This is a genomic window from Dellaglioa sp. CoH-55-MRSF-9 (assembly GCF_056782155.1).
In genome coordinates this window covers 374,685-394,577 of sequence record NZ_JBXAYG010000001.1, presented here as the reverse complement: position 1 = coordinate 394,577, position 19,893 = coordinate 374,685, and the positions used below count along the sequence as shown (strand labels likewise).

17 protein-coding genes and 1 other annotated feature are annotated in these 19,893 nt (G+C 34.2%); of the genes, 6 read left to right on the top strand and 11 right to left on the bottom strand.

The window, feature by feature from the left end:
* Positions 1–305 precede the first annotated feature (305 nt).
* Positions 306–2,348, bottom strand: a complete 2,043-nt coding sequence (locus AC1RPV_RS01820; protein WP_481761136.1) for a cation:proton antiporter — start codon at positions 2,346–2,348, stop codon at positions 306–308.
* The gene (gene tyrS / locus AC1RPV_RS01815; protein WP_481761135.1) at positions 2,348–3,604 is read right to left on the bottom strand and encodes a tyrosine--tRNA ligase; all 1,257 of its coding nucleotides are present in this window, start codon (positions 3,602–3,604) and stop codon (positions 2,348–2,350) included. The genes AC1RPV_RS01820 and tyrS overlap by 1 nt, the downstream gene beginning before the upstream one ends.
* A 57-nt stretch (positions 3,605–3,661) precedes the next feature.
* Positions 3,662–3,863 (bottom strand) — a binding site (T-box leader).
* Between the two features lie 163 nt (positions 3,864–4,026).
* Between tyrS and AC1RPV_RS01810 the strand changes: the two genes are divergently transcribed.
* Entirely contained in the window at positions 4,027–4,974 is a 948-nt protein-coding gene (locus AC1RPV_RS01810; RefSeq protein ID WP_481761149.1) for an NADP-dependent oxidoreductase, read from the top strand.
* A 143-nt stretch (positions 4,975–5,117) separates the two neighbouring features.
* Positions 5,118–6,857 (top strand): pyruvate oxidase, encoded by a 1,740-nt coding sequence (gene spxB, locus AC1RPV_RS01805; RefSeq protein ID WP_481761134.1) that lies wholly within the window; start codon positions 5,118–5,120, stop codon positions 6,855–6,857.
* Positions 6,858–6,993: 136 nt separating this feature from the next.
* Here the strand turns inward: spxB and AC1RPV_RS01800 are convergent, their stop codons facing one another.
* The 4 genes from AC1RPV_RS01800 to AC1RPV_RS01785 form a co-directional block, all read right to left on the bottom strand.
* A complete protein-coding gene (locus AC1RPV_RS01800; protein ID WP_481761133.1) occupies positions 6,994–7,968 on the bottom strand; it encodes an aldo/keto reductase in 975 nt (324 codons plus the stop codon).
* 418 nt (positions 7,969–8,386) lie between these two features.
* Positions 8,387–8,707 carry a carboxymuconolactone decarboxylase family protein gene (locus AC1RPV_RS01795; protein ID WP_481761132.1) on the bottom strand — a complete coding sequence of 107 codons (321 nt, stop codon included), beginning with the start codon at positions 8,705–8,707 and terminating at the stop codon, positions 8,387–8,389.
* Positions 8,708–8,724: 17 nt separating this feature from the next.
* Positions 8,725–9,132 carry a cupin domain-containing protein gene (locus AC1RPV_RS01790; protein ID WP_481761131.1) on the bottom strand — a complete coding sequence of 136 codons (408 nt, stop codon included), beginning with the start codon at positions 9,130–9,132 and terminating at the stop codon, positions 8,725–8,727.
* Between the two features lie 39 nt (positions 9,133–9,171).
* A complete protein-coding gene (locus tag AC1RPV_RS01785) occupies positions 9,172–9,615 on the bottom strand; it encodes a MerR family transcriptional regulator (RefSeq protein ID WP_481761130.1) in 444 nt (147 codons plus the stop codon).
* A gap of 251 nt (positions 9,616–9,866) precedes the next feature.
* Between AC1RPV_RS01785 and AC1RPV_RS01780 the strand changes: the two genes are divergently transcribed.
* Both AC1RPV_RS01780 and AC1RPV_RS01775 read left to right on the top strand, forming a co-directional pair.
* Positions 9,867–10,838, top strand: a complete 972-nt coding sequence (locus AC1RPV_RS01780; protein WP_481761129.1) for an ABC transporter ATP-binding protein — start codon at positions 9,867–9,869, stop codon at positions 10,836–10,838.
* Complete coding sequence (locus tag AC1RPV_RS01775) at positions 10,826–12,340, top strand: ABC transporter permease/substrate-binding protein (RefSeq protein WP_481761128.1); 1,515 nt, start codon at positions 10,826–10,828, stop codon at positions 12,338–12,340. The genes AC1RPV_RS01780 and AC1RPV_RS01775 overlap by 13 nt, the downstream gene beginning before the upstream one ends.
* 64 nt (positions 12,341–12,404) lie before the next feature.
* Here the strand turns inward: AC1RPV_RS01775 and yidA are convergent, their stop codons facing one another.
* Together yidA and efp are read right to left on the bottom strand one after the other, a co-directional pair.
* Positions 12,405–13,214: a sugar-phosphatase gene (yidA, locus tag AC1RPV_RS01770; protein WP_481761127.1), complete on the bottom strand. Its 810-nt coding sequence runs from the start codon at positions 13,212–13,214 to the stop codon at positions 12,405–12,407.
* Positions 13,215–13,275: 61 nt separating this feature from the next.
* A complete protein-coding gene (gene efp, locus AC1RPV_RS01765) occupies positions 13,276–13,839 on the bottom strand; it encodes an elongation factor P (protein WP_409021902.1) in 564 nt (187 codons plus the stop codon).
* A 274-nt stretch (positions 13,840–14,113) separates the two neighbouring features.
* Between efp and AC1RPV_RS01760 the strand changes: the two genes are divergently transcribed.
* On the top strand, positions 14,114–14,335 hold the full coding sequence (locus AC1RPV_RS01760; RefSeq protein ID WP_481761126.1) for a hypothetical protein: 222 nt from the start codon (positions 14,114–14,116) through the stop codon (positions 14,333–14,335).
* A 126-nt stretch (positions 14,336–14,461) separates the two neighbouring features.
* Positions 14,462–16,735, top strand: coding sequence for a hypothetical protein (locus AC1RPV_RS01755; protein WP_481761125.1), 2,274 nt, complete (start codon positions 14,462–14,464; stop codon positions 16,733–16,735).
* Between the two features lie 66 nt (positions 16,736–16,801).
* Here the strand turns inward: AC1RPV_RS01755 and AC1RPV_RS01750 are convergent, their stop codons facing one another.
* The 3 genes from AC1RPV_RS01750 to AC1RPV_RS01740 all read right to left on the bottom strand — a co-directional run bounded on the left by AC1RPV_RS01750 (position 16,802) and on the right by AC1RPV_RS01740 (position 19,868).
* Complete coding sequence (locus tag AC1RPV_RS01750; RefSeq protein WP_481761124.1) at positions 16,802–17,854, bottom strand: WxLIP family cell surface protein; 1,053 nt, start codon at positions 17,852–17,854, stop codon at positions 16,802–16,804.
* 67 nt (positions 17,855–17,921) lie between these two features.
* Positions 17,922–18,497 (bottom strand): WxL domain-containing protein, encoded by a 576-nt coding sequence (locus tag AC1RPV_RS01745; RefSeq protein ID WP_481761123.1) that lies wholly within the window; start codon positions 18,495–18,497, stop codon positions 17,922–17,924.
* 741 nt (positions 18,498–19,238) lie between these two features.
* Positions 19,239–19,868 (bottom strand): SDR family oxidoreductase, encoded by a 630-nt coding sequence (locus tag AC1RPV_RS01740; RefSeq protein ID WP_481761122.1) that lies wholly within the window; start codon positions 19,866–19,868, stop codon positions 19,239–19,241.
* Positions 19,869–19,893: the final 25 nt, after the last annotated feature.

Sequence of the window (19,893 nt, the reverse complement as noted above, 5' to 3'; positions counted from 1 at the left end):
TGTTCAGTTTTCAAAGATCTACTTGGTTGCTTTTGACAACTTTTATATCATATCAAGGATTTCGTTAATTGTCAAGATTTTTTTTAATTAATTAACTGGTCACATTTGAATTAGTTGTTTACTACTGAGGCAACGTTTATTACTTTACCAAGAATAATGACCTTCGTCAAGCCTTTATTTAAATTAAATCTAAAAATATTGATGTAATCGTATACATCTGTACTTTTAATTACTTTATAGGTCTTAAATAAAAAAATAATTTCAAAAATAGACTATTAATCCTGATTTTTGAAATTATTTTTTATTTAATGTTCAACTAATAGTTGCTGCATTTGTAGTGTTTGCGCCTGATTTATTTCATCATACAACTTATTAGCAAGTTGCTCGTTAATTATTCCTGCTATATATTGTGTTTGAACATAATTATATTCTAATTGAAATGCTTGAATAAATAAATCTACTGATATTTTTTCATTCTCTTCGTAATCTCTACGAAAGTGTCTTTGTCGATCTTCGATAAATCTTTCAACATTCTGAATATCATCTAGTTGTCCATGTGCATTAGCCAAACGTTCTTTTGTTAAATCATGTAAATATTGTTCAATTACTTCATGCAATTGATTCTCCAAGTCCCATAATAATGATCGGAAATCATTGTGTATTTGCATTTTTTCTATATTATCTTTAGCCCATTGTTTCCTGGCCTTACTTCTCTGTCCACGAGTTATTTGCCCATGGCTAATATGCCACGCTTCATGCCTAACCTGATGTTCTACTGATCGAATGATTCGATTAACACTTAATCGTTGTCCACCATAATCTGTATCCAAAATTTTTCTGTACGTACTGAGTACTCGGGCAGGATAAATTTCTTTTATCTCATTACTATTTAAAAATTCATCTTCAATTTCATTAATTTTTTTAAATAATTCTTGATGTTTATCATACCCTTGAATATCATTAAACCCTTTTTGTGATTGTAATTGTTGAATCACCGCGTATCTCACATCGTTAGATTGAATACGTTCTGTTAAATGTAAACTAGCGTAATCAATCATTTGTATTCGTGAAAAATTTAATTCTTCTTTATTAAATGATAACTTTTTAGCTAGTAAGATTTTAGGCAACACTAATGCTGGTGTTATCATACTTAATAATATGACAGTAGTTGCAATGATTAAAATTTCTTCTCGATACGGAAAAGCCCGTCCATTTATTAACATTGGTAATGAAAATGCCATTGATAACGTGATTGTTCCGTGTACCCCACTCAACCCAAAAACAAATGCATTTTTTCGTCTTTTTTTTGATTTTGAAGGACCGAAAAAGGCAGCAATATGTGGTTCTTTTCCAATTAATGCCCAAGTGTATCGGATACCAATCATGACTACATAGATTATCAAACCCAGACTCAACAACTCAAACGACTGACTCGTTCCAAGTTTAATCAGTGCCCGGAAAATTTCAGGTAAACTAATTCCCAATAAAATAAATACAATACTGTTAAGCATTGCGGTCAACGTATCCCATATTGTTGACGAAACTAACTGGACACGTGTTGCAGTTAATTTTAAACGCTCGGATTCAATATTATGAACAATCCCTGCAGTTACAACAGCAATAATTCCCGATGTCCCTAGACTTTCCGCCAATAAATAAACAATAAATGGTGTTAACAACGCAATTGGAATAATCGTTAATTCTGGTGAAGTTACCCTCTTATTAAAATACGTTCTAACGATAACTAAGATTCCACCTGCCATAACCCCAACTACAATACCACCAACTGCAACAAAAATAAATTGAAATAATCCGCTATAGATGGAAAATGTTCCTTTTTCCATCACAGATAATGCCAAATTTAACATCACTAATCCACTTGCATCGTTAAATAATGATTCGTATTCTAAGGCAGTATTAACCCCTGAATCAAGTTTTGATGCTGATGTTAAGGATTTTACTGCTATGGCGTCAGTTGGTGTCACAATCGCAGCTAGTGCTATTGCAAGTGGCAATGTCCATCGAACTTCTAATCGATTCGCTAACAACCCTACTATTACAACTGTAATAAGCGCTAAAACTACTGATAATAAAAGTATCGCATGAAAATTTTTACGGATCCCCCTAACAGATGTTTTTTGCCCATCATTAAACATAAGTGGTGCAATAATGAATAACATAAAATATTCTGGTTCTAATTCGAAATTAGCCATGACTGGTACTAATGACAACAACAGACCAATTACAATAAGAATAAAAGCATCTGGTATTTTAGGAAGAATTTCGTGAATTACATTTGAAATAATAATCCCCGCCACAAGAAAAGCTATTACATAAAATAGTGCCATTATGCGTTAACGCGTCCTAACCAATATTTCTTTTTACCACGACGAATAATCACAAATTTGCCATCAAATTCTGTAGCAGGATCAATCATAAAATCTAAATCTTGAATTTTTTCACCATTAATACGAATAGCCCCGTTAGTGATATCTTCACGTGCTTGTCTTTTTGATGATTCAATTTTTGTATTTACTAATAACTCAACAATATTCTCTGGTTCTGCTGCTAATTCAACAGAAGGCATATTTTTAAACCCCTGTTCAATTTCACTCGTCGTTAATTCTTTCACTTCGCCTGAAAATAAAGCTGCAGAAATATGTTCGGCTTCAATTACAGCTTCTGGACTATGAACAAATTCTGTTACTTCTCGTGCTAAGCGGCGTTGTGCTTCACGTTTTTCTGGAGCTGTTTCAACTGATTTTTGGTATTCAGCAATCTCATCTGACGTTAAGAATGTGAAAAATTTCAAATATTTCACAACATCCCGGTCGTCTTGATTTAACCAAAATTGGTAGAATTCATATGGTGTTGTTTTTTCTGGATTTAACCAAACTGCGCCACCAGCTGTTTTACCAAATTTAGTACCATCAGCCTTAAGCATTAGTGGAATTGTTAGCCCATATGCCTTTGTGTCTGAACCTAGCTCTTTATGAATAAGATCAATTCCTGCAGTAATATTCCCCCATTGATCAGCCCCACCAATTTGTAATTGAACATCATGGTGCTTGTGTAAATGTAGGAAATCAACTGATTGTAAGATTTGGTATGTAAATTCCGTGAATGAGATACCAACTTCCAAACGACTTGCAACAACATCCTTTGCGAGCATGCTATTTACATTAAATAACTTACCGTAATCGCGTAAGAAATCAAGCAAGCTAATTTTTGATAACCAATCATAGTTATTTACAATTGAAATATTTGAATCTTGTCCAAATAATTTGGTCATCTGTGCAGTGAGAGCTTGCTCATTATGATGAACTTGGTCCATCGATTGCAGCACACGTTCAGATTTTTTACCACTTGGATCACCAATTGAACCTGTACCACCACCAATAATGATGTATGGATGATGTCCTGCTAATTGAAATCTTTTCAACATCATAAATGGAATTAAGTGTCCGATATGCATACTATCCCCTGTTGGATCAACCCCACAGTATAAGCCAATTGATTTTTCAGACGTTAGTTCACGTAACCCATCTTCGTCTGTCGTTTGATTAATTGCGTCGCGCCATTCTAGTTCGTCAATAATATTCATTTCTGTTTCCTCCTATATAATATAAGTATAAAAAAATCCCTGATATCTAAAAAAGATATCAGGGACGAATTAATTTCCGCGTTACCACCCAAGTTATTATCTACATAATATAGTAGCTAATCGCTCAATCATCGTTAACGAGATGAATCGTTGTTAGCTCCATAGCGTACTTCACTCATCGATAATTCCTGATTTCCAGCGACCACCAGGTTTCTTTAAAATTGATCGATAAATTACTGAACTACTTCATCACTTATAGCTATAATATACGTAAATAAAGTCTAAATGTCAATTTTAACCATAAGAATATTAATACTATAAAAGAGTGTCTTGATTGCATTCTATTTCGTTATTCGATACAATTCACTTACAAATTAAAAGTAACTGGAAAGAAGAGGAATCCGATGACAGAAAAGAAAATGATGTCAGCCGTTGTAATTGATGAATTTGGCGGACAAGATAAACTTAAACAACGTGAAGTAGCTATGCCTGAAATGACGGCGGATCAAGTAATTGTTCAAGAAAAAGCAGCTGGAATTAATCCAATTGATTGGAAAACGCGTGAAGGCTTTTTACAAGGTATGCTTAACTGGCAATTTCCTATTATTTTAGGTTGGGATGTGTCGGGTGTTATCACAGAAGTAGGCGCTAACGTAACCGATTGGAAAATTGGTGATGAAGTCTTCGCACGCCCTGCCACGACTCGTTTTGGTACTTACGCCGAATATACTGCTGTTGATGCTAATTTGCTTGCACCAAAACCTAAAAATATTAGCTTTGAAGAAGCTGCTGCTGTTCCTTTAGCTGGTTTAACTGCATGGCAAGCCCTTTTTGATCATGGTCATTTAGAAAAAGGTGAAAAAGTCTTTATTCATGCTGGTTCAGGTGGCGTTGGCTCTTTCGCTATTCAACTTGCTAAATCAGTTGGTGCTTACGTTATTACCACAACTAGCTCGAAGAATATTGATTTTGTTAAAGGACTTGGCGCTGACCAAGTCATTGATTACCATGAAACTGATTTTGCGGAAATCTTAAAAGATATCGACCTTGTAGTTGATACAATCGGTGGTGACGCACAAGAAAAATCAGTTAATATCTTAAAACATGGCACAGGTCGTTTAGTTGCTATTACTGGGATGGATTCTGAAAAAACAGCAGGTCTTGCTGAAGCAAGAAATGTGACTTTTGATTCAATTTGGTTGGACCCAAATGGTGAAGAATTAACTAAATTAGCTGATATGCTTGAAGATGGCACTATAAAAGTGACCTTAGATTCAGTTCATGAATTCTCTGCAGAAGGTGTAGCAGAAGCTCACGATCGTAGTGAATCTCATCATGCACTTGGTAAAATTATCGTTCGTTTTAAATAAAACCCTATTTAGGTAGTTCAGACTTTTTTGTCTGAACTACCTTTTTTAATTACTAAAAGTAAGTGCTTTCACTGGTGTTAATTCATTGGTAGATTTATACTATCCTTGTAGAATAAAATTTTTCAAGAAGGAGATTTACTATTATGCCAAAAAAAATTAATGCATCAGATGCCATGCTCAAAGTTTTAGAAGATTGGGGCGTTAAAACCGTCTATGGGTTGCCAGGTGGTTCATTTGATTCAACAATGAATGCACTACATAATCGTAAAAATACAATTAATTATGTACAAGTTCGTCATGAAGAAGTCGGCGCACTCGCAGCAGTTGGTGAAGCTAAAGTAACTGGAAAATTAGGTGTTACTTTTGGTTCCGCTGGTCCCGGTGCTGTCCATCTATTAAACGGACTTTACGATGCTAAATATGATGGTGTTCCTGTTCTTGCCTTAGTCGGCCAAGTTGGTACACAAGTGATGAATACAAATTACTTCCAAGAAATGAATGAAAATCCAATGTTTGAGGATGTTTCTATTTATAACAGAACAGCTACTACACCCGAAAACTTACCCATTGTTGTTGATGAAGCTATCCGTCAAGCCTACAAATATAATGGCGTCGCAGTTGTCACAATTCCGACCGATTTAGGTTGGCAAGAAATCGATGACACCTTTGTTTCAACAGCCGCAACACACCAAGAACCTCTTTATCCGATGCCTCGTGATAAACAAATTCAAGATGCCTTAGATATTTTAACAACAGCTAAGACACCAATTATTTATGCTGGGAAAGGTGTTCGTGGCGCTGGAAAAGAATTAATTGAATTATCTGAAAAATTATCATTACCAATCGCAACAACTGCGCTTGCTAAAACAATTATTCCTGATGATTACAAAGCATACATGGGTTCTGCTGGACGAGTTGCTGGCAAACCCGGCGTTGACCTTCTTCGTGGCGCTGATGCTGTTCTTTTCATTGGATCTGATTTTCCATTTGGTGAATATTTCTTTTCTCCAGATGCTAAATTTATTCAGGTCGATATTGATTCTGAAAAATTAGGTAAACGTCATTCAGTTGATGTCCCTATTTTAGCCGATGGTAAGGAAACTTTAATCGCATTAAATAAGGCCGTTAAAACACCAGTTGCACCAACAAAATGGTACAAAGCTGCCATCGCTAACAAAGAAAACTGGATTAAATGGATTGATAGCTTTACTGAAGATGACAGTAAACCACTTCGTTTTGAACCAGTTTTCAATGAAATTAATAAAATTAAAGATGACGATGCAATTTTCCAAATTGATGTTGGTAATGTAACGATTGAAGCAATGCGTTTCTTACGTCTTGGTGAGAAAAATAAATTTACAACATCCGCATGGTACGCAACGATGGGGTATGCACTACCCGCAGCAATTGGGGCTCACTCTGCCTTTCCAGACCGTCAAGTTTTCTCAATTTCTGGTGACGGTGGTTGGACGATGGTCATGCAAGATGTCTTAACACAAGTTAAATACAACATGCCTATCATCAACGTTGTCTTAAGCAATCAGGAACTTGGATTCATCCGCGCTGAACAAGATGATAAACAACAACCACACTCAGGTATTGATTTAATTGATGCTGATTGGGGCGCAATTGCCAACGACATGGGAGCTAAAGGGTATACCGTCCGGACATTAGCAGAATTAAAAACTGCTTTTGCTGAAGCTAAAGGTTCAAAAGTGCCTGTTGTTATCGATGTTAAAGTAACTTCTGACCGTCCACTTCCTGTTGAACAGCTCATTATTGATCCTAAAACACAAGATCCAGATGCTGTTAAAGCTTTTGTTAAAGAATACCAAGCAGAGGGTTTAATTCCATTTCGAGAAATCCTTGAAAATCAAGATTAAATAGTTTTTATTTAATTGATGTATCTTAGCTTAATTAAGTTAAAATACATTTTTTATAGAACAAAAAAAGATATAAAGAGAACCCTTGGGATTGAATTTCATTTCAATCCCAAGGGTTCTCTTTATATACCTCTTCTTATTTCACAATTTTATCAATTTTTGCTAATTCTTCTGGTGCAAAATCCAAATGCTCTAATGCCTTTAAATTATCCTTTAATTGACTCACACGACTAGCACCAATAATAACCGACGAAACAGAATTATCTTTCAAATCCCAAGATAGCGCCATTTCAGCCAATGTCTGGTTGCGATTTTTTGCAATTTCATTTAATTCACGAACCTTTTTAAGTGTTGATTCAACTCTCTCAGTAGACAAGGTATCAAATCGTTTCACTCTAGAATCGTCTGGAATACCATTCAAGTAACGATCAGTCAATAACCCTTGTGCTAAAGGACTAAAAGCAACTGTTCCTATCTGCTCTTGTTTTAAAACATCTTTTAATCCATCTTCTATCCAACGATCTAATAAATTATATCTAGGTTGGTGGACAACGATAGGTGTATTTTTAGCTTTTAGTAATTGAATCATCTTTTCAGCTTCTGGTGCCCGATAATTTGAAATTCCAATATATAAGGCTTTACCTTGGCGAACGAGTAAATCCAAAGCTTCAGCTGTTTCTTCCAACGGTGTATCTGGATCTGGACGATGGTGATAGAAAATATCAACATAATCTAGCTGCATACGTTGTAATGATTGATCCATACTGGCAAACAAGTTTTTCTTTGAACCCCATTCGCCATAAGGACCTGGCCACATATAGTAACCTGCCTTCGTCGAAATAACCATTTCATCCCGGTAGGCACTTAAATCTTCACGTAAAATGCGCCCAAAATTCTTCTCGGCAGCACCATCACCGTAATTATTTGCCAAATCAAAATAAGTAATTCCATTATCAAATGCTGTTTCAATAATATCTTTTTGCGTTGCTAAAGGTGTCTCATCCCCAAAGTTCTTCCATAAGCCTAAGGCAATAGCAGAAACTTTTAATCCACTATTACCGAGGCGATTATAAATCATTTTATCATAACGTTTTTCATTTGCTTGATACATTAACTATCTCCTCCTAAACTAATTACAAATTATATTATAGCGCTTTCACGTCTGCTGGACAATCATTTAATGTTACTTAAAATTCGCTTATCTTATTAATTTGTGCCACTATTATTAGGTAACTGAAGGAGTTGAGTCCATGTTTAAAAAAATAAACGATTATATAAATGTCCATTATATTAAAACATTCATCTTAACGTTAGCTATTGCAACCATAGTTAGAGTCATTGTTGCATTTTTCATAAATAAACACTTTTTGAATGTAGAATTTATTATTGCCGCGATTACGATTGTTATAATTTCACTTTTAATCAGACAAGACCTCAAGAAATAATTAGGTAAGCAAAAATACTGACTCGATACTTTTGACAAAGTACGGAGCCAGTATTTATTTAATTCATGTCCCACTTTTAAATAATTAGTCTTCAAAAACATCTTTTGCAATATTAAATGCAGACCAAGCTTTAGGCCAACCAACGTAGAAAGATAAATGTGTGATAATTTCAGCAATTTCTTCCTTCGTAATTCCATTTGTTTTGCCAATTGCCATATGTGCTGGCAATTGTTCAAAGTTACCACCTGAAATCAAAGCTGAAATTGTTATAATACTGCGTTGATGTGCTGGTAATTCACTTTCACGTGACCAAACTTCACCAAATAAAACATCATCATTTAATTCTGCAAATTTAGGTGCAAATTCGCCTAAGTTATCGCGACCTGCTGTTTGTTTCTTTACCATAATATAATATCCTCCTATTAATCTTTTAATTTACCGTACGTTTCGTCATCAACAGCTTCTAACCATTCAGGTGTCCCTGCTGTAATAGCAACATGTGAGAACCAACTATCTTTTGTAGCACCGTGCCAATGTTTAATCCCGTCTTTTGTGACAACAACATCACCAGCTTTTAAACGTCGTGCTTGTTGACCTTCTTCTTGGTACCAACCTTCACCGGCAGTGACCAATAATAGTTGGTAACCGTCGTGATGGATGTGCCAATTATTACGTGTTCCAGGTTCAAAACTAACATTTCCAACACCAACGTTTATATCTGGATCCGCCACTAACATGTCTAAATAACTTTGACCAACAAAGAAATCTTTATATGCTTCATTTTTTTCACCTATTGGAAAAAGACCGTTTTTAATTTGTTCCTCATTCATTATAATTACCTCACTTTATTTTATACGGTTAACCTAGCGTTAATCGTATATCGCGAATTGTTCTAGATACTTTTCAAAACTAATATCTTCTGACACTTCGTTTCCATTTGTTCTGTGTGAAACTTTTCTGTCATACCAATCAATTTTATGAGAAATAATTTCAATATTATGCTGTAATTCTACCATTTCAGACAGTGCATTTTCTTTTACCTTGCTGAGCATCTCGCGTCGTTCTTTAATGGTTGCATCACCTTGTGCTCGTAGTTCAACGTATTTAATTATTTCATTAATCCGCATCCCTGTCCCTTTAAGATGAAGCAAAAATCCTACCCATTTAATATCATGTTCCGTGTAATAACGTAAGCCTGCCGAATTACGGTGAGGCTTAATTAAGCCTTCTTTTTCATAGTAACGCAATGTAAAACTTGATAACCCAACTAATTTAGCAAACTCACCAATTTTATATTGTTGCTCATTAGTCATTCAATCGCCTCCTTCAATAGTTTCTATTAAAACACTTAGAGTTGACTCTAAGTCAAGCTTTTCTACATATTATTTTTAATATTAAGGCTTACTCCATCCATCAATTCAGACCGTTCCTACACTAAAATTTAATTCCAACATTTTAAAACAAAATCTTTGCTTAATAATTTTCATTCATGTAGAGTTACATCGAAATAGTTACCATTTCCAGATATATTACATATAAAATAAGAAGAAATGAGGGTTAGCTTTTGTTAGATTTCAAACACATAAACAAAACATTCAAAACAGTTACCGTATTAAACGACTTAAACTTACATATTGATACAGGGGAACTTTTTGTTCTTGTTGGCCCTAGTGGTAGTGGTAAAACGACAACTTTAAAAATGATTAATCGATTAATTGAGCCCACCTCGGGTACTATTAACTTTGAAAATCAAAATATTGATCAGATTCCGTTACATACTTTACGTTCACAGATTGGCTATGTCTTACAGCAGATTGCTTTATTTCCTAATATGACAGTTGCTGAAAATATCAGCTTATTACCAGAATTACAAAAATGGCCTAAAAACAAACAAAGAGAACGTGTCGATGCCTTATTAACACGTGTTGGTTTACCGCCTGAAGCATATCGTAAGAGAATGCCTAGCGATTTATCCGGTGGCGAGCAACAACGAATTGGTATTTTACGAGCAATTGCAACTAAACCAAAATTAATTTTAATGGACGAACCATTTAGTGCGCTGGATCCTATCTCAAAAAAAACATTACAAGATATCGTCATCGATTTACATGAGGAACTACACAATACCATTATTTTCATTACGCATGATATGTCTGAAGCTCTTCGCCTCGGAACTCGTGTTGGTGTTATGCATGATGGCAATCTCATTCAAGTTGGTACCCCTGACGAAATTAGAAATGCACCAAAAAATGATTTTATTTCAGAGTTTTTTGGGTTAGACGTATCCAACACGCAATTTAATTTAGCTGAAATGATTCAAAAATCATTTAGTCTTCCAATTGATGAACTCGCTAATAATCACGTCACCTCAACTCAAACAACATTTAAAGAACTCATATCTCTACTTTCTAAATATACAATTATAAATGTTAAAGATAACGACCAGAATCTCATTGGTGCAGTTGATGCCCAATGCTTAATTCGTTATGGTGCAAGCATGTCTGATAGCGAGGTGGATGACCAATGGCAAATTTAATAACAACTTTTAAAATGCACCGTGCTGATTTATGGACCGCTATTCTTCAACATCTACAGATATCATTAATTTCATTGCTGATTGCAACCATCATTGCCGTCTTTTTAGCAATTTGGTTAGCACAGCATAAAAGAGCAGCAGAAATTATGTTGCAAATTACCAGTGTTTTACAGACAATTCCTTCACTCGCGCTGCTAGGGCTATTAATTCCACTAGTCGGAATTGGAACACTACCTTCAATTATCGCATTAGTTGTTTATGCTTTACTGCCCATTTTTCAGAACACATATGCAGGTTTAACTGGTATTGATCCATCATTAGAAGAAGCCGCAACTGCATTTGGTATGACACGTGCGCAAAAACTTATTCGATTTGAATTACCCTTAGCTATGCCACTAATTATTTCAGGCATTCGTATTGCGCTTGTTCTAATTATTGGAACCGCAACACTAGCTGCTTTAATTGGTGCTGGCGGGTTAGGAACATTTATTTTGCTGGGAATTGATAGAAATGATATGAGCTTGATTATTATTGGCGCGTTGAGTTCTATTATTCTAGCTATTGTTTTCAGTGTTTTAATCCGGCAATTGCAGAATTTAAAGATAAAAACAATTACCATTATATTAATTACTTTAGGATTCCTATTTGCTGTTGGTGCCACAATCAATACTTTCACACATCAGAAAAAAGAATTAGTCATTGCTGGTAAAATGGGGGCAGAACCTGAAATTCTAATTAATATGTATAAAGATTTAATTCAAGAAGACGACGCCAATATCAAGGTTACTTTAAAACCAAATTTTGGTAAAACGAGTTTTCTATACTCTGCATTAAAATCTAATTCAATCGATATTTACCCAGAATTTTCAGGTACGGTACTTGAAGAGTTAGTAAAATCACCACTCAAAAGTACAAATGAAAATAAAGCCTACCAGCAAGCAAAAACCGAAATTAAAGTTAAATCAGATTTAGATTATTTAAATCCGATGGCTTATCAAAACACCTATGCTGTCGCTGTCACTAAAGACTTTGCAACTAAATACCATCTATCAAAAATTTCTGATTTATCACGAGTATCTTCAAAAATAAAGGCAGGCTTTACGCTTGAGTTTCTAAACCGTGATGATGGTTACAAAGGGTTACAAAGCAAGTATCATTTGTCATTTAACACTAAATCTTTTGAACCAGCACTTCGCTATCAAGCCATTGTGAATGGTAATGTAAATTTAGTTGATGCCTATTCAACTGATAGTCAGCTCGTCAAATATAATTTGGTCACATTAAAAGATGACAAGTCTTTATTCCCACCTTATCAAGGCGCCCCACTTGTTGCAAAGGGCATCTCACAAAAATATCCATCCATCAAAAAAAGTTTAAATAAATTAACCGGAAAAATTTCTGATACAGATATGCAAAAAATGAATTATCTAGTTGATGTTAAAAATGTCCCAGCAAGTACCGTCGCACACGACTACTTAACAAAGCAACATCTTTTAGACTAAATAAAAAGTTTGGAATCTCGCTAACCTCATGCGGACTCCAAACTTTTTTATATTTTATCGTTATTTAACCTACATAACGTTCTAATGCAACCGCAACACCATGATTAACGTTCGATTCTGTTACATAAGTTGCTGCTTCTTTTAATTCAGGAATGGCATTTCCCATCGCAACAGTCGTTCCGGCTACGGCAAACATCGTTAAATCATTATGTTGATCTCCCATTGCCATAACTTCTTCTTCTTTTAATCCCAGTTCTGCAATTAAATCTGTTAATGCATTTCCTTTATTAGCTTTTTTATTCAAAACTTCTAAAAATTCTGGCAAACTACGTACAACATAATAACTATCATCAAATATTTTTTGAATATTAATCATCTGTGCGTCTAAAACTTCAGGTTCATCCACAAACATAATTTTAGAAACGGTTAAGTCCCGTGACATTTCCTCTGGATTTCGTACAAATAATCCTTCATTATTTTCAGCTGCTTGAATAACGGTCACACGACCAACATCTTTATTAGATGTATAAATTCGGCTCTCATCATCTAAAATATTATAATGAACATTTAATTCATAACTTAATTTATCTGCAGCTATATACTCATCAAAGGTTAACGTATGTTGCGCTAGACGTTTTCCACTTACTGTTTCAATAATTGCACCGTTGTAGGTAATGACATATTGGTCATCCCCACTAATCCCTAATTGTTCAAGAAATCCAACCACACCAGCTAAAGGTCGTCCCGTACAAAGGACAACCTTAATTCCCTTTTGTGTCACTTTTTTGACGGCATCAATTGTTTCTTTTGCTAATCTACCCTCTGGATTTAGTAACGTATCATCAATATCTATTGCAACTAGTTTAATTCCCATAGTAATCTCCTCATTTTAAATGATTAAAAAAAGGCAGTCTCAAGAGACTACCTTTTCAATCTTATTTAGGTGCACGTTTAAGGTATGTACCTTCTTGTGTATTAATTTCAAGAACATCATCTGCTGCGATGAAATCAGGAACATTAACAACAAGTCCTGTTTCCATTGTTGCTGGTTTACCTGAACCAGTTGCTGTAGCGCCTTTGATTGAAGGCTGTGTTTCAGTAACACGTAATGTTACAACAGTTGGTAATGTTAAGCCAATAACTTCTGTACCGTAAAATTGGATTTTAACTTCCATATTTTCCAATAAGAATTTTGCTTCATGTTCGATAATTTCTCTTGGAATTTCATATTGTTCATATGTTTCCAAATCCATAAAAATAGCCATTGTATCCTGGTTGTACAAGAATTGAACTGGTTTTGTTTCAATATTAGCTTGTTCAACCTTAACTTCTGGACGCATTGTTGTTTCAACAGTTGATCCAGTACGAACGTCACGTAATTTCATACGCATAACTGTGTTACCTTTACCCGGTTTATGATGACTTGCTTCTAAAACTTTAATTAATTTACCGCCTTGTTCAAAAGTCATTCCGGCTTTTAAGTTAATTGCTTCAATCATAATTTATTATCTCCCTTTTTATAAAACGTTTCTCATTGAGTATACCAAATTGAAAAGGCTTAATCTATAGTGACACTTACAAACATCACTGGATTTTATTAAATAAAAAGTCAAAAATAGCGCATTTTCTTTATTATTAATCGTATATCCAAATTATAAGCTATATTTGTCCAAATACTTCGACAATATCTCTACACATCCTATACTAGCAAGGCTATAATATATATATAATCAAATAGTTAATTTTTTAATTATTTTGAAAGGAAGTCTTATTTTGCTAAAAAACAAATATATTAACTCATCTACTACCTATCAATCGATTATCATCCTTTGTTTCAGCTTGTTCTTTTTAACGTTACCAATTTATACTACACAAGCTGCTACATCATACACGCCTCCTGTAGGTTATCCAATGGGGGCTGCCACGAATGTCACTGGTTTCGCTGGTGGTACAATCACGTTTAATTCTAATGATATTGACTCCCTACAAGGTTAATTTTTTGCCAAAACATTTACTTCCTCAGGTACCGCCGGAGGTTCTTCTATAAAATACTTACAAAATTATGCTCATGATTCAACTGCTAATTTAACTGATGCTGATTATGCAAAGGTTAATCCTACAATGATTTCAGAAAATATTACCGGGGCTGATATGATTCAGTGGTATGGTAATAAAAATAGCTTTGTTTTTTCAAAATCTAATGATAAAGTCAAAGATTTATCATACTATCTACAGAATTCTCCCCCTGATGATGAAATCGCAAAAGCCATTGCTGGTTGGTCCATACCTTCAAGTAATGCCGGTTACGCTGATGCTATCAAGCAATTTAATGCAAAAAAAGATACTATTGATAAACTTTCTGATTTTCCTGTTATGTCAAGCAATGATATTTCATCATTTGCTGATGCTACTCAAAATATTACTGATGTCAGTGATTATTACGCTAGTTTCACTTCAACAAATTTCTCAAACTCTAAAGCAACAGGTTCTACTACTAAATCTAATAATGCTATCAAACGTGTTGATTTAAATACAGATAAATCAATTGATGCTGAAAAATATGCACCTGGTAAAACGGTTATTCAATTAACCGTTGATATGAATACTGCTTCAACAGATCAAGGCGTTGTCTTTGCAGATATTGATGGCTCTATTCCTTCATTTGAAGATGCTATTGGTATCAAAATTAATTTAGTCAATTTTGATATTAACACAATGAAAATGCCATTTTTCATGTTAAATTATAAGCATTTTTCTAATAATGATGCTGGTATCAGTTTTAATTTCAATCAAGGTAGCTGGATGACTTTCAATGCGTATCCACCTAAATCTGACGGATCTTCGATAGATTACAAGTTAGCTGGTAATAGTGATGGAACGCTATTTTCCGGACAAAATAGTAATGGTTCAGATACCACCGCTAAAAATCTTCTATCCGATGAACCCGTTGCAATCGATACAACTGATAAAAACTCTAAAAAAGTGAAATCTGTCTACAATACGTCTTCACATATTAGTAATAATTTTAATACTGAAAATGGTAAGATTTTTGTCGGAAGTTGGAAGAGTCCTTTATATGGTTCAGTATTAGCACCTAGTGCTGATGTCGACGTTGATTCAAGTAGCGATGGTCTCTTATATGGGAGTATTGTTACTGGACAAAATATTATTGGTAATTTAAACGTTCCTAGTGACCTTGCCTATCAAAGTATTTTTGATGCGTCTGATGATTTTGGAGATGACGCTATACAAGAATTTTTAAAAGATCCTGATTCAAGTAACTCATCTCATCCTACTATTAAGTCTATTTCGTTACCGGGTTATACTTCTACAGATACTGGATCTGGTACGACTCATTATATTCCACAAATAGACCCTTACGATTTTCACTATTCATTAAACAATATCACTGATGAATTACCTGAAAATACCGTTCAAACAACTAAAAAATCACTTGATACTACAGTCAATATAGATACGAAATCAACAACCGATAAAACTGAAAAATATTACTTATGGTACAGTTTCAATAATGGTCCTTGGGAAAAATATTCAGAAAATGGAACAACTGAACTTACAAATTCTAAACTAGAAATCACTGCAAAAGATGCGGACGATCTTGCAAAACAATACAGTACGGACCATAGTAAATATAAATATGACGAATCTGCTTATACTGATGGGACTACATATTCTAAATTAATTGATGACAATGAATTGATTGGTTATCATCTTTTCCATAAGAATAGAATTTCATATTTAGTCACATCAACTCACGATTCGGGTACCTATTCCAGTTATAGTAATCACACAATTAATGATATCTTAAGCGGTAAAACGAATGATACAATTTCTGCTGCAAATCTCGCAAAATTAAATCCGGATTACACGCCTATTTCATATAATTTACACGTTGCAGGAGATCTTTTAGTATCCTATCCAAAAGTATTTGATTTTGGTAATTTTACAGCAGGAACTTCTGAAAAAACACCTACAGTAACTGCAACTGGTTTGTTAACTGTCGATAATCCTTTTGGACTTAACTGGAATTTAGTTGTTAGCACAAGTGATAAAGATAATCTAAGTGATCCTTTCTTTATTCCCGATCAACTTGGTTGGTTTGAAAAATTGCAAACGAGTATGCTTGGTAATTCCACAATCACTTATGGGAATGCCTCAGATATTAAAACAATTACATCTAAAGATACTCTTTTAAGTTTAAACTCAACTATTTTTGATTCTGATACAACATCAGTTATTAGTAAAAACTACTATTCTGCACAATTATCATTAAGTCTAAAAACTAAAAAAATTACTCATCCTGGTAAATTTCAAGATAACGCAACTTGGTCATTATCATCACCAAGTATCGTTGTAGATTCATCAAAAGAATAAGAAATCTAATCGACAAAAAGACGCCTAATAAAAATTAGACGTCTTTTTGATTACCATTCATTTTGATTACTTATTTTCTAGTGATTCTTCCTTATCTTTTTTTCTTCTTTTTAAAATAATAAAAAGTAAGAATAAAACTAATAAAATTAATAAAGCAATAATACCAATAATTAACCACAATAACCAAGATATATGAGGCTCTGCTGCCTTATTATCTGATTTAATCTGTTTAATATTGGCTTTAGTAATTGTAAATGAATTCGTTGCTTTCCAAGATTTATTATTTCCGGTAACGGTATAATGGACATCATATTTACCAGCGATTAACTTGGCTTTAGTTAAGTCTAATGCATAGCTAAATTTAGCGTTGGGTGCAAAATCAACGTCCTTAATTGTTTTGTCATATAAAACAGTACTACTACTATCTTCTGTAATAGTTGCTTTAATTGTTGTTGGTCCAATCACAATGGGTACATCATTTTGCATATTTGTTTGTAGTGAAACTTTATTAAATGCGTTCAATACCACTTTAGAATCGCCAATTGTCATTTTGGGATTAGGATTATCGACCGTTTCAGATTCTCTAATGACTGCTTGAACAACGTACGCAAATCGATTAGTAATTGAAATACCTTTTCCTTTATTCTTTTCCTTAATAACTTTTTCTTGTACGTTAAAGCCACCTAAAATAATACCGGAAAATGACGTAGCGGGTGTTTTCACTGTAAACGTAACTGTTGCTGTTTTTTTAGGTCCAACCACAACATCTTGTTTTTTTGAGACAAGTTCTGAAAATTGATACTTAGCAGTCGCTGGCTTTTTTACATTTGTCTTATCATAGACAATTAGTCCATTCGTATTTGTATATGAACTATTAGGGCTCACAACAATCGTTTTAGTATCGTTTTCTAAGTTCTTAATTTTCAATGCCAATGTCTGTGTTGAGTTAGGGTTCATTTTAATATCAAATTGTGCTGCCTCTCGATATTGATTAGCAGGCGTTACTTTGGCTACCGTAAACCCGGCACTATTAGACTTTGCATAGACATTGGTCGATACAGTAATAAGTGTGACTATCGCGATAGCTAAAAAGCTTAAAACTATTTTTCTTAATTTCATTATTTCGATTCTCCTTAAAAAAAAAGACTGCCTTAGGCGGTCTTTTTTCTGTTACGTTTTAATTAGCTTAGTTAAAAGCTGCTGCACTAGCATTTCCTTGAGTTGCAGTCCATGTTAAATCAGCTGAAGTTGTTGCAATTTTAGTATTTTTACCAAGTTTTAATGTTGCACTATTGTCAGCATATGACAATGTTGTAGCACCAGCGCCTGTTGTAGCTGTCGCGACAGGAGCTGCAGCACCAGCTGGTGTTAAAGTAGCAGCAGATGCTGTAGCATCTGAGTCTGTTTTAACTGTAGCAGATGCAAGATCTAATGAGCTAACCTTAACTTCAGCATCAGCCATCACACCTAATTGTGCAGTAACATTCCAACCACTATCTGTACCTACGTAATCGGCTACATCTAAAGCTTGAGAAGCATCTTTTGCGCCAGTTGATGTAATATCTGTACCAGTCGTAACTAATGCTTCATTTAGTTTTGTTGTGAAACTGAACGATGGTGCACCCGTTTGAGTAAAAGTACCTGCTTCAATGTTTAAACTAGCTGTACCTTTACCATCTGTTGAATCCGCTGAAACACTTGAGCCAACAACTGCTGTTGAACCAAGTACTAATGCTGCAATTAAAAATAAATTCTTTTTCATAATATAAATTCCTCCCATTTATTGATTAAGCCAATGCTTGAAAAGGGGACGTTGACCTTTACCTAATAGTACCATATAATTTACATAAGATTCAACTGTAATATTATCAGAAGAAACTCTATGATTAAGTCCATATACGCCAATTAATATAGCGTTTACATGTTATTTACAAGTATTTTTTTAGGTTTAATTTTTTCAAACCATTTACTGAAAGTGTACAATCAATTTTTAAATAGAATGATTCCTACCTACCCCCACTTTATAACCATTAAAGGTAGAGCCTTTAGTCATTAATAACCTTTTTTTAAGTTAACTAGAATTTAAGTGTTACTATCAATTATACTTTAAGTCCGCTTATTAAAAAGATTCGATTATCCTAGTTCAAACAAGCTCAAATGGCGGTACGCTTACTTTTTAAGAAAAGCCAACAACTTCTAATGAAATTGATTTCAGCTCTTCTAATAAGACGATTTTCGATTTACCCTCATCAAGTCTTAGTGATGGTACAACAAGTTCTGTAATTAACAAATCTTATTATTATGCAAAACTAACTTTAGATTTTACAACTTCAATTTTTGATACGACAGGGAAATATAATTACGATTCACTCTGGGCTATTTCACCAACTAAAGATAGCGGTATCGTAAATGAGTCAACTAAATAATTCTAAATAAAAAAGGTTTACTCCGTTAAGTAACTAACTGAGTAAACCTCTTTTTTTGTGTCGAAATTTCTAATTATTTACAGGACATCTTTGATATCTGTATCCCCATCATGCATCGTAATTACTTTTCCGATTGTATTATCATGTGCGATAACTGAAACTAAGACGTCTGCCACGTTTTCAAGTGAGTTAGAGCCCGCTTGACCATCATTTAATGTTACTTTACCAGTACCTGGCTCATCTACTAAGGTGCCTGGCTGAAGAATTGTATATTCTAATTGCGTATTCTTCATTAGCCAATTATCAGCATAAAACTTAGCAGTCATATAATCTCTTAATGATGAAACTTCAATTTTTTCTCTATCCAAAGAGTAAACGGAACTCAACATTACAAAACGCTTAACATGAGCTATTTCAGCTGCTTCCATCGTTTTAACTGCCCCATCTAGATCAATCTTCATTAAGTCTTTGCCGCCAGAACCAGCAACAAATAATATGGCATCAACAGCCTGCATATTCTTGACTAATTTATCTATACCTTCTAACAAATCAACATAGACATAAGTAATATTACCTTTATCTAAATTATCTGTATGTCTTGAACCCGCCAAGACTTGGTAACCTTTATCAGCTAATTTACTTGTTACTTTTTGGCCAATTCGACCATTCGATCCAACAACTAATACTCTTTTTATTTCTGTCATCATTTATACACTCCTTCGTTTTATCCTG

Coding starts and splice junctions, on each gene's coding strand:
- AC1RPV_RS01820 (WP_481761136.1), bottom strand. CDS start 2,348: ATGGCACTATTTTATGTAATAGCTTTTCTTGTGGCGGGGATTATTATT.
- tyrS (WP_481761135.1), bottom strand. CDS start 3,604: ATGAATATTATTGACGAACTAGAATGGCGCGACGCAATTAATCAAACG.
- AC1RPV_RS01810 (WP_481761149.1), top strand. CDS start 4,027: ATGTCAGCCGTTGTAATTGATGAATTTGGCGGACAAGATAAACTTAAA.
- spxB (WP_481761134.1), top strand. CDS start 5,118: ATGCCAAAAAAAATTAATGCATCAGATGCCATGCTCAAAGTTTTAGAA.
- AC1RPV_RS01800 (WP_481761133.1), bottom strand. CDS start 7,968: ATGTATCAAGCAAATGAAAAACGTTATGATAAAATGATTTATAATCGC.
- AC1RPV_RS01795 (WP_481761132.1), bottom strand. CDS start 8,707: ATGGTAAAGAAACAAACAGCAGGTCGCGATAACTTAGGCGAATTTGCA.
- AC1RPV_RS01790 (WP_481761131.1), bottom strand. CDS start 9,132: ATGAATGAGGAACAAATTAAAAACGGTCTTTTTCCAATAGGTGAAAAA.
- AC1RPV_RS01785 (WP_481761130.1), bottom strand. CDS start 9,615: ATGACTAATGAGCAACAATATAAAATTGGTGAGTTTGCTAAATTAGTT.
- AC1RPV_RS01775 (WP_481761128.1), top strand. CDS start 10,826: ATGGCAAATTTAATAACAACTTTTAAAATGCACCGTGCTGATTTATGG.
- yidA (WP_481761127.1), bottom strand. CDS start 13,214: ATGGGAATTAAACTAGTTGCAATAGATATTGATGATACGTTACTAAAT.
- efp (WP_409021902.1), bottom strand. CDS start 13,839: ATGATTGAAGCAATTAACTTAAAAGCCGGAATGACTTTTGAACAAGGC.
- AC1RPV_RS01755 (WP_481761125.1), top strand. CDS start 14,462: ATGATTTCAGAAAATATTACCGGGGCTGATATGATTCAGTGGTATGGT.
- AC1RPV_RS01750 (WP_481761124.1), bottom strand. CDS start 17,854: ATGAAATTAAGAAAAATAGTTTTAAGCTTTTTAGCTATCGCGATAGTC.
- AC1RPV_RS01745 (WP_481761123.1), bottom strand. CDS start 18,497: ATGAAAAAGAATTTATTTTTAATTGCAGCATTAGTACTTGGTTCAACA.
- AC1RPV_RS01740 (WP_481761122.1), bottom strand. CDS start 19,868: ATGATGACAGAAATAAAAAGAGTATTAGTTGTTGGATCGAATGGTCGA.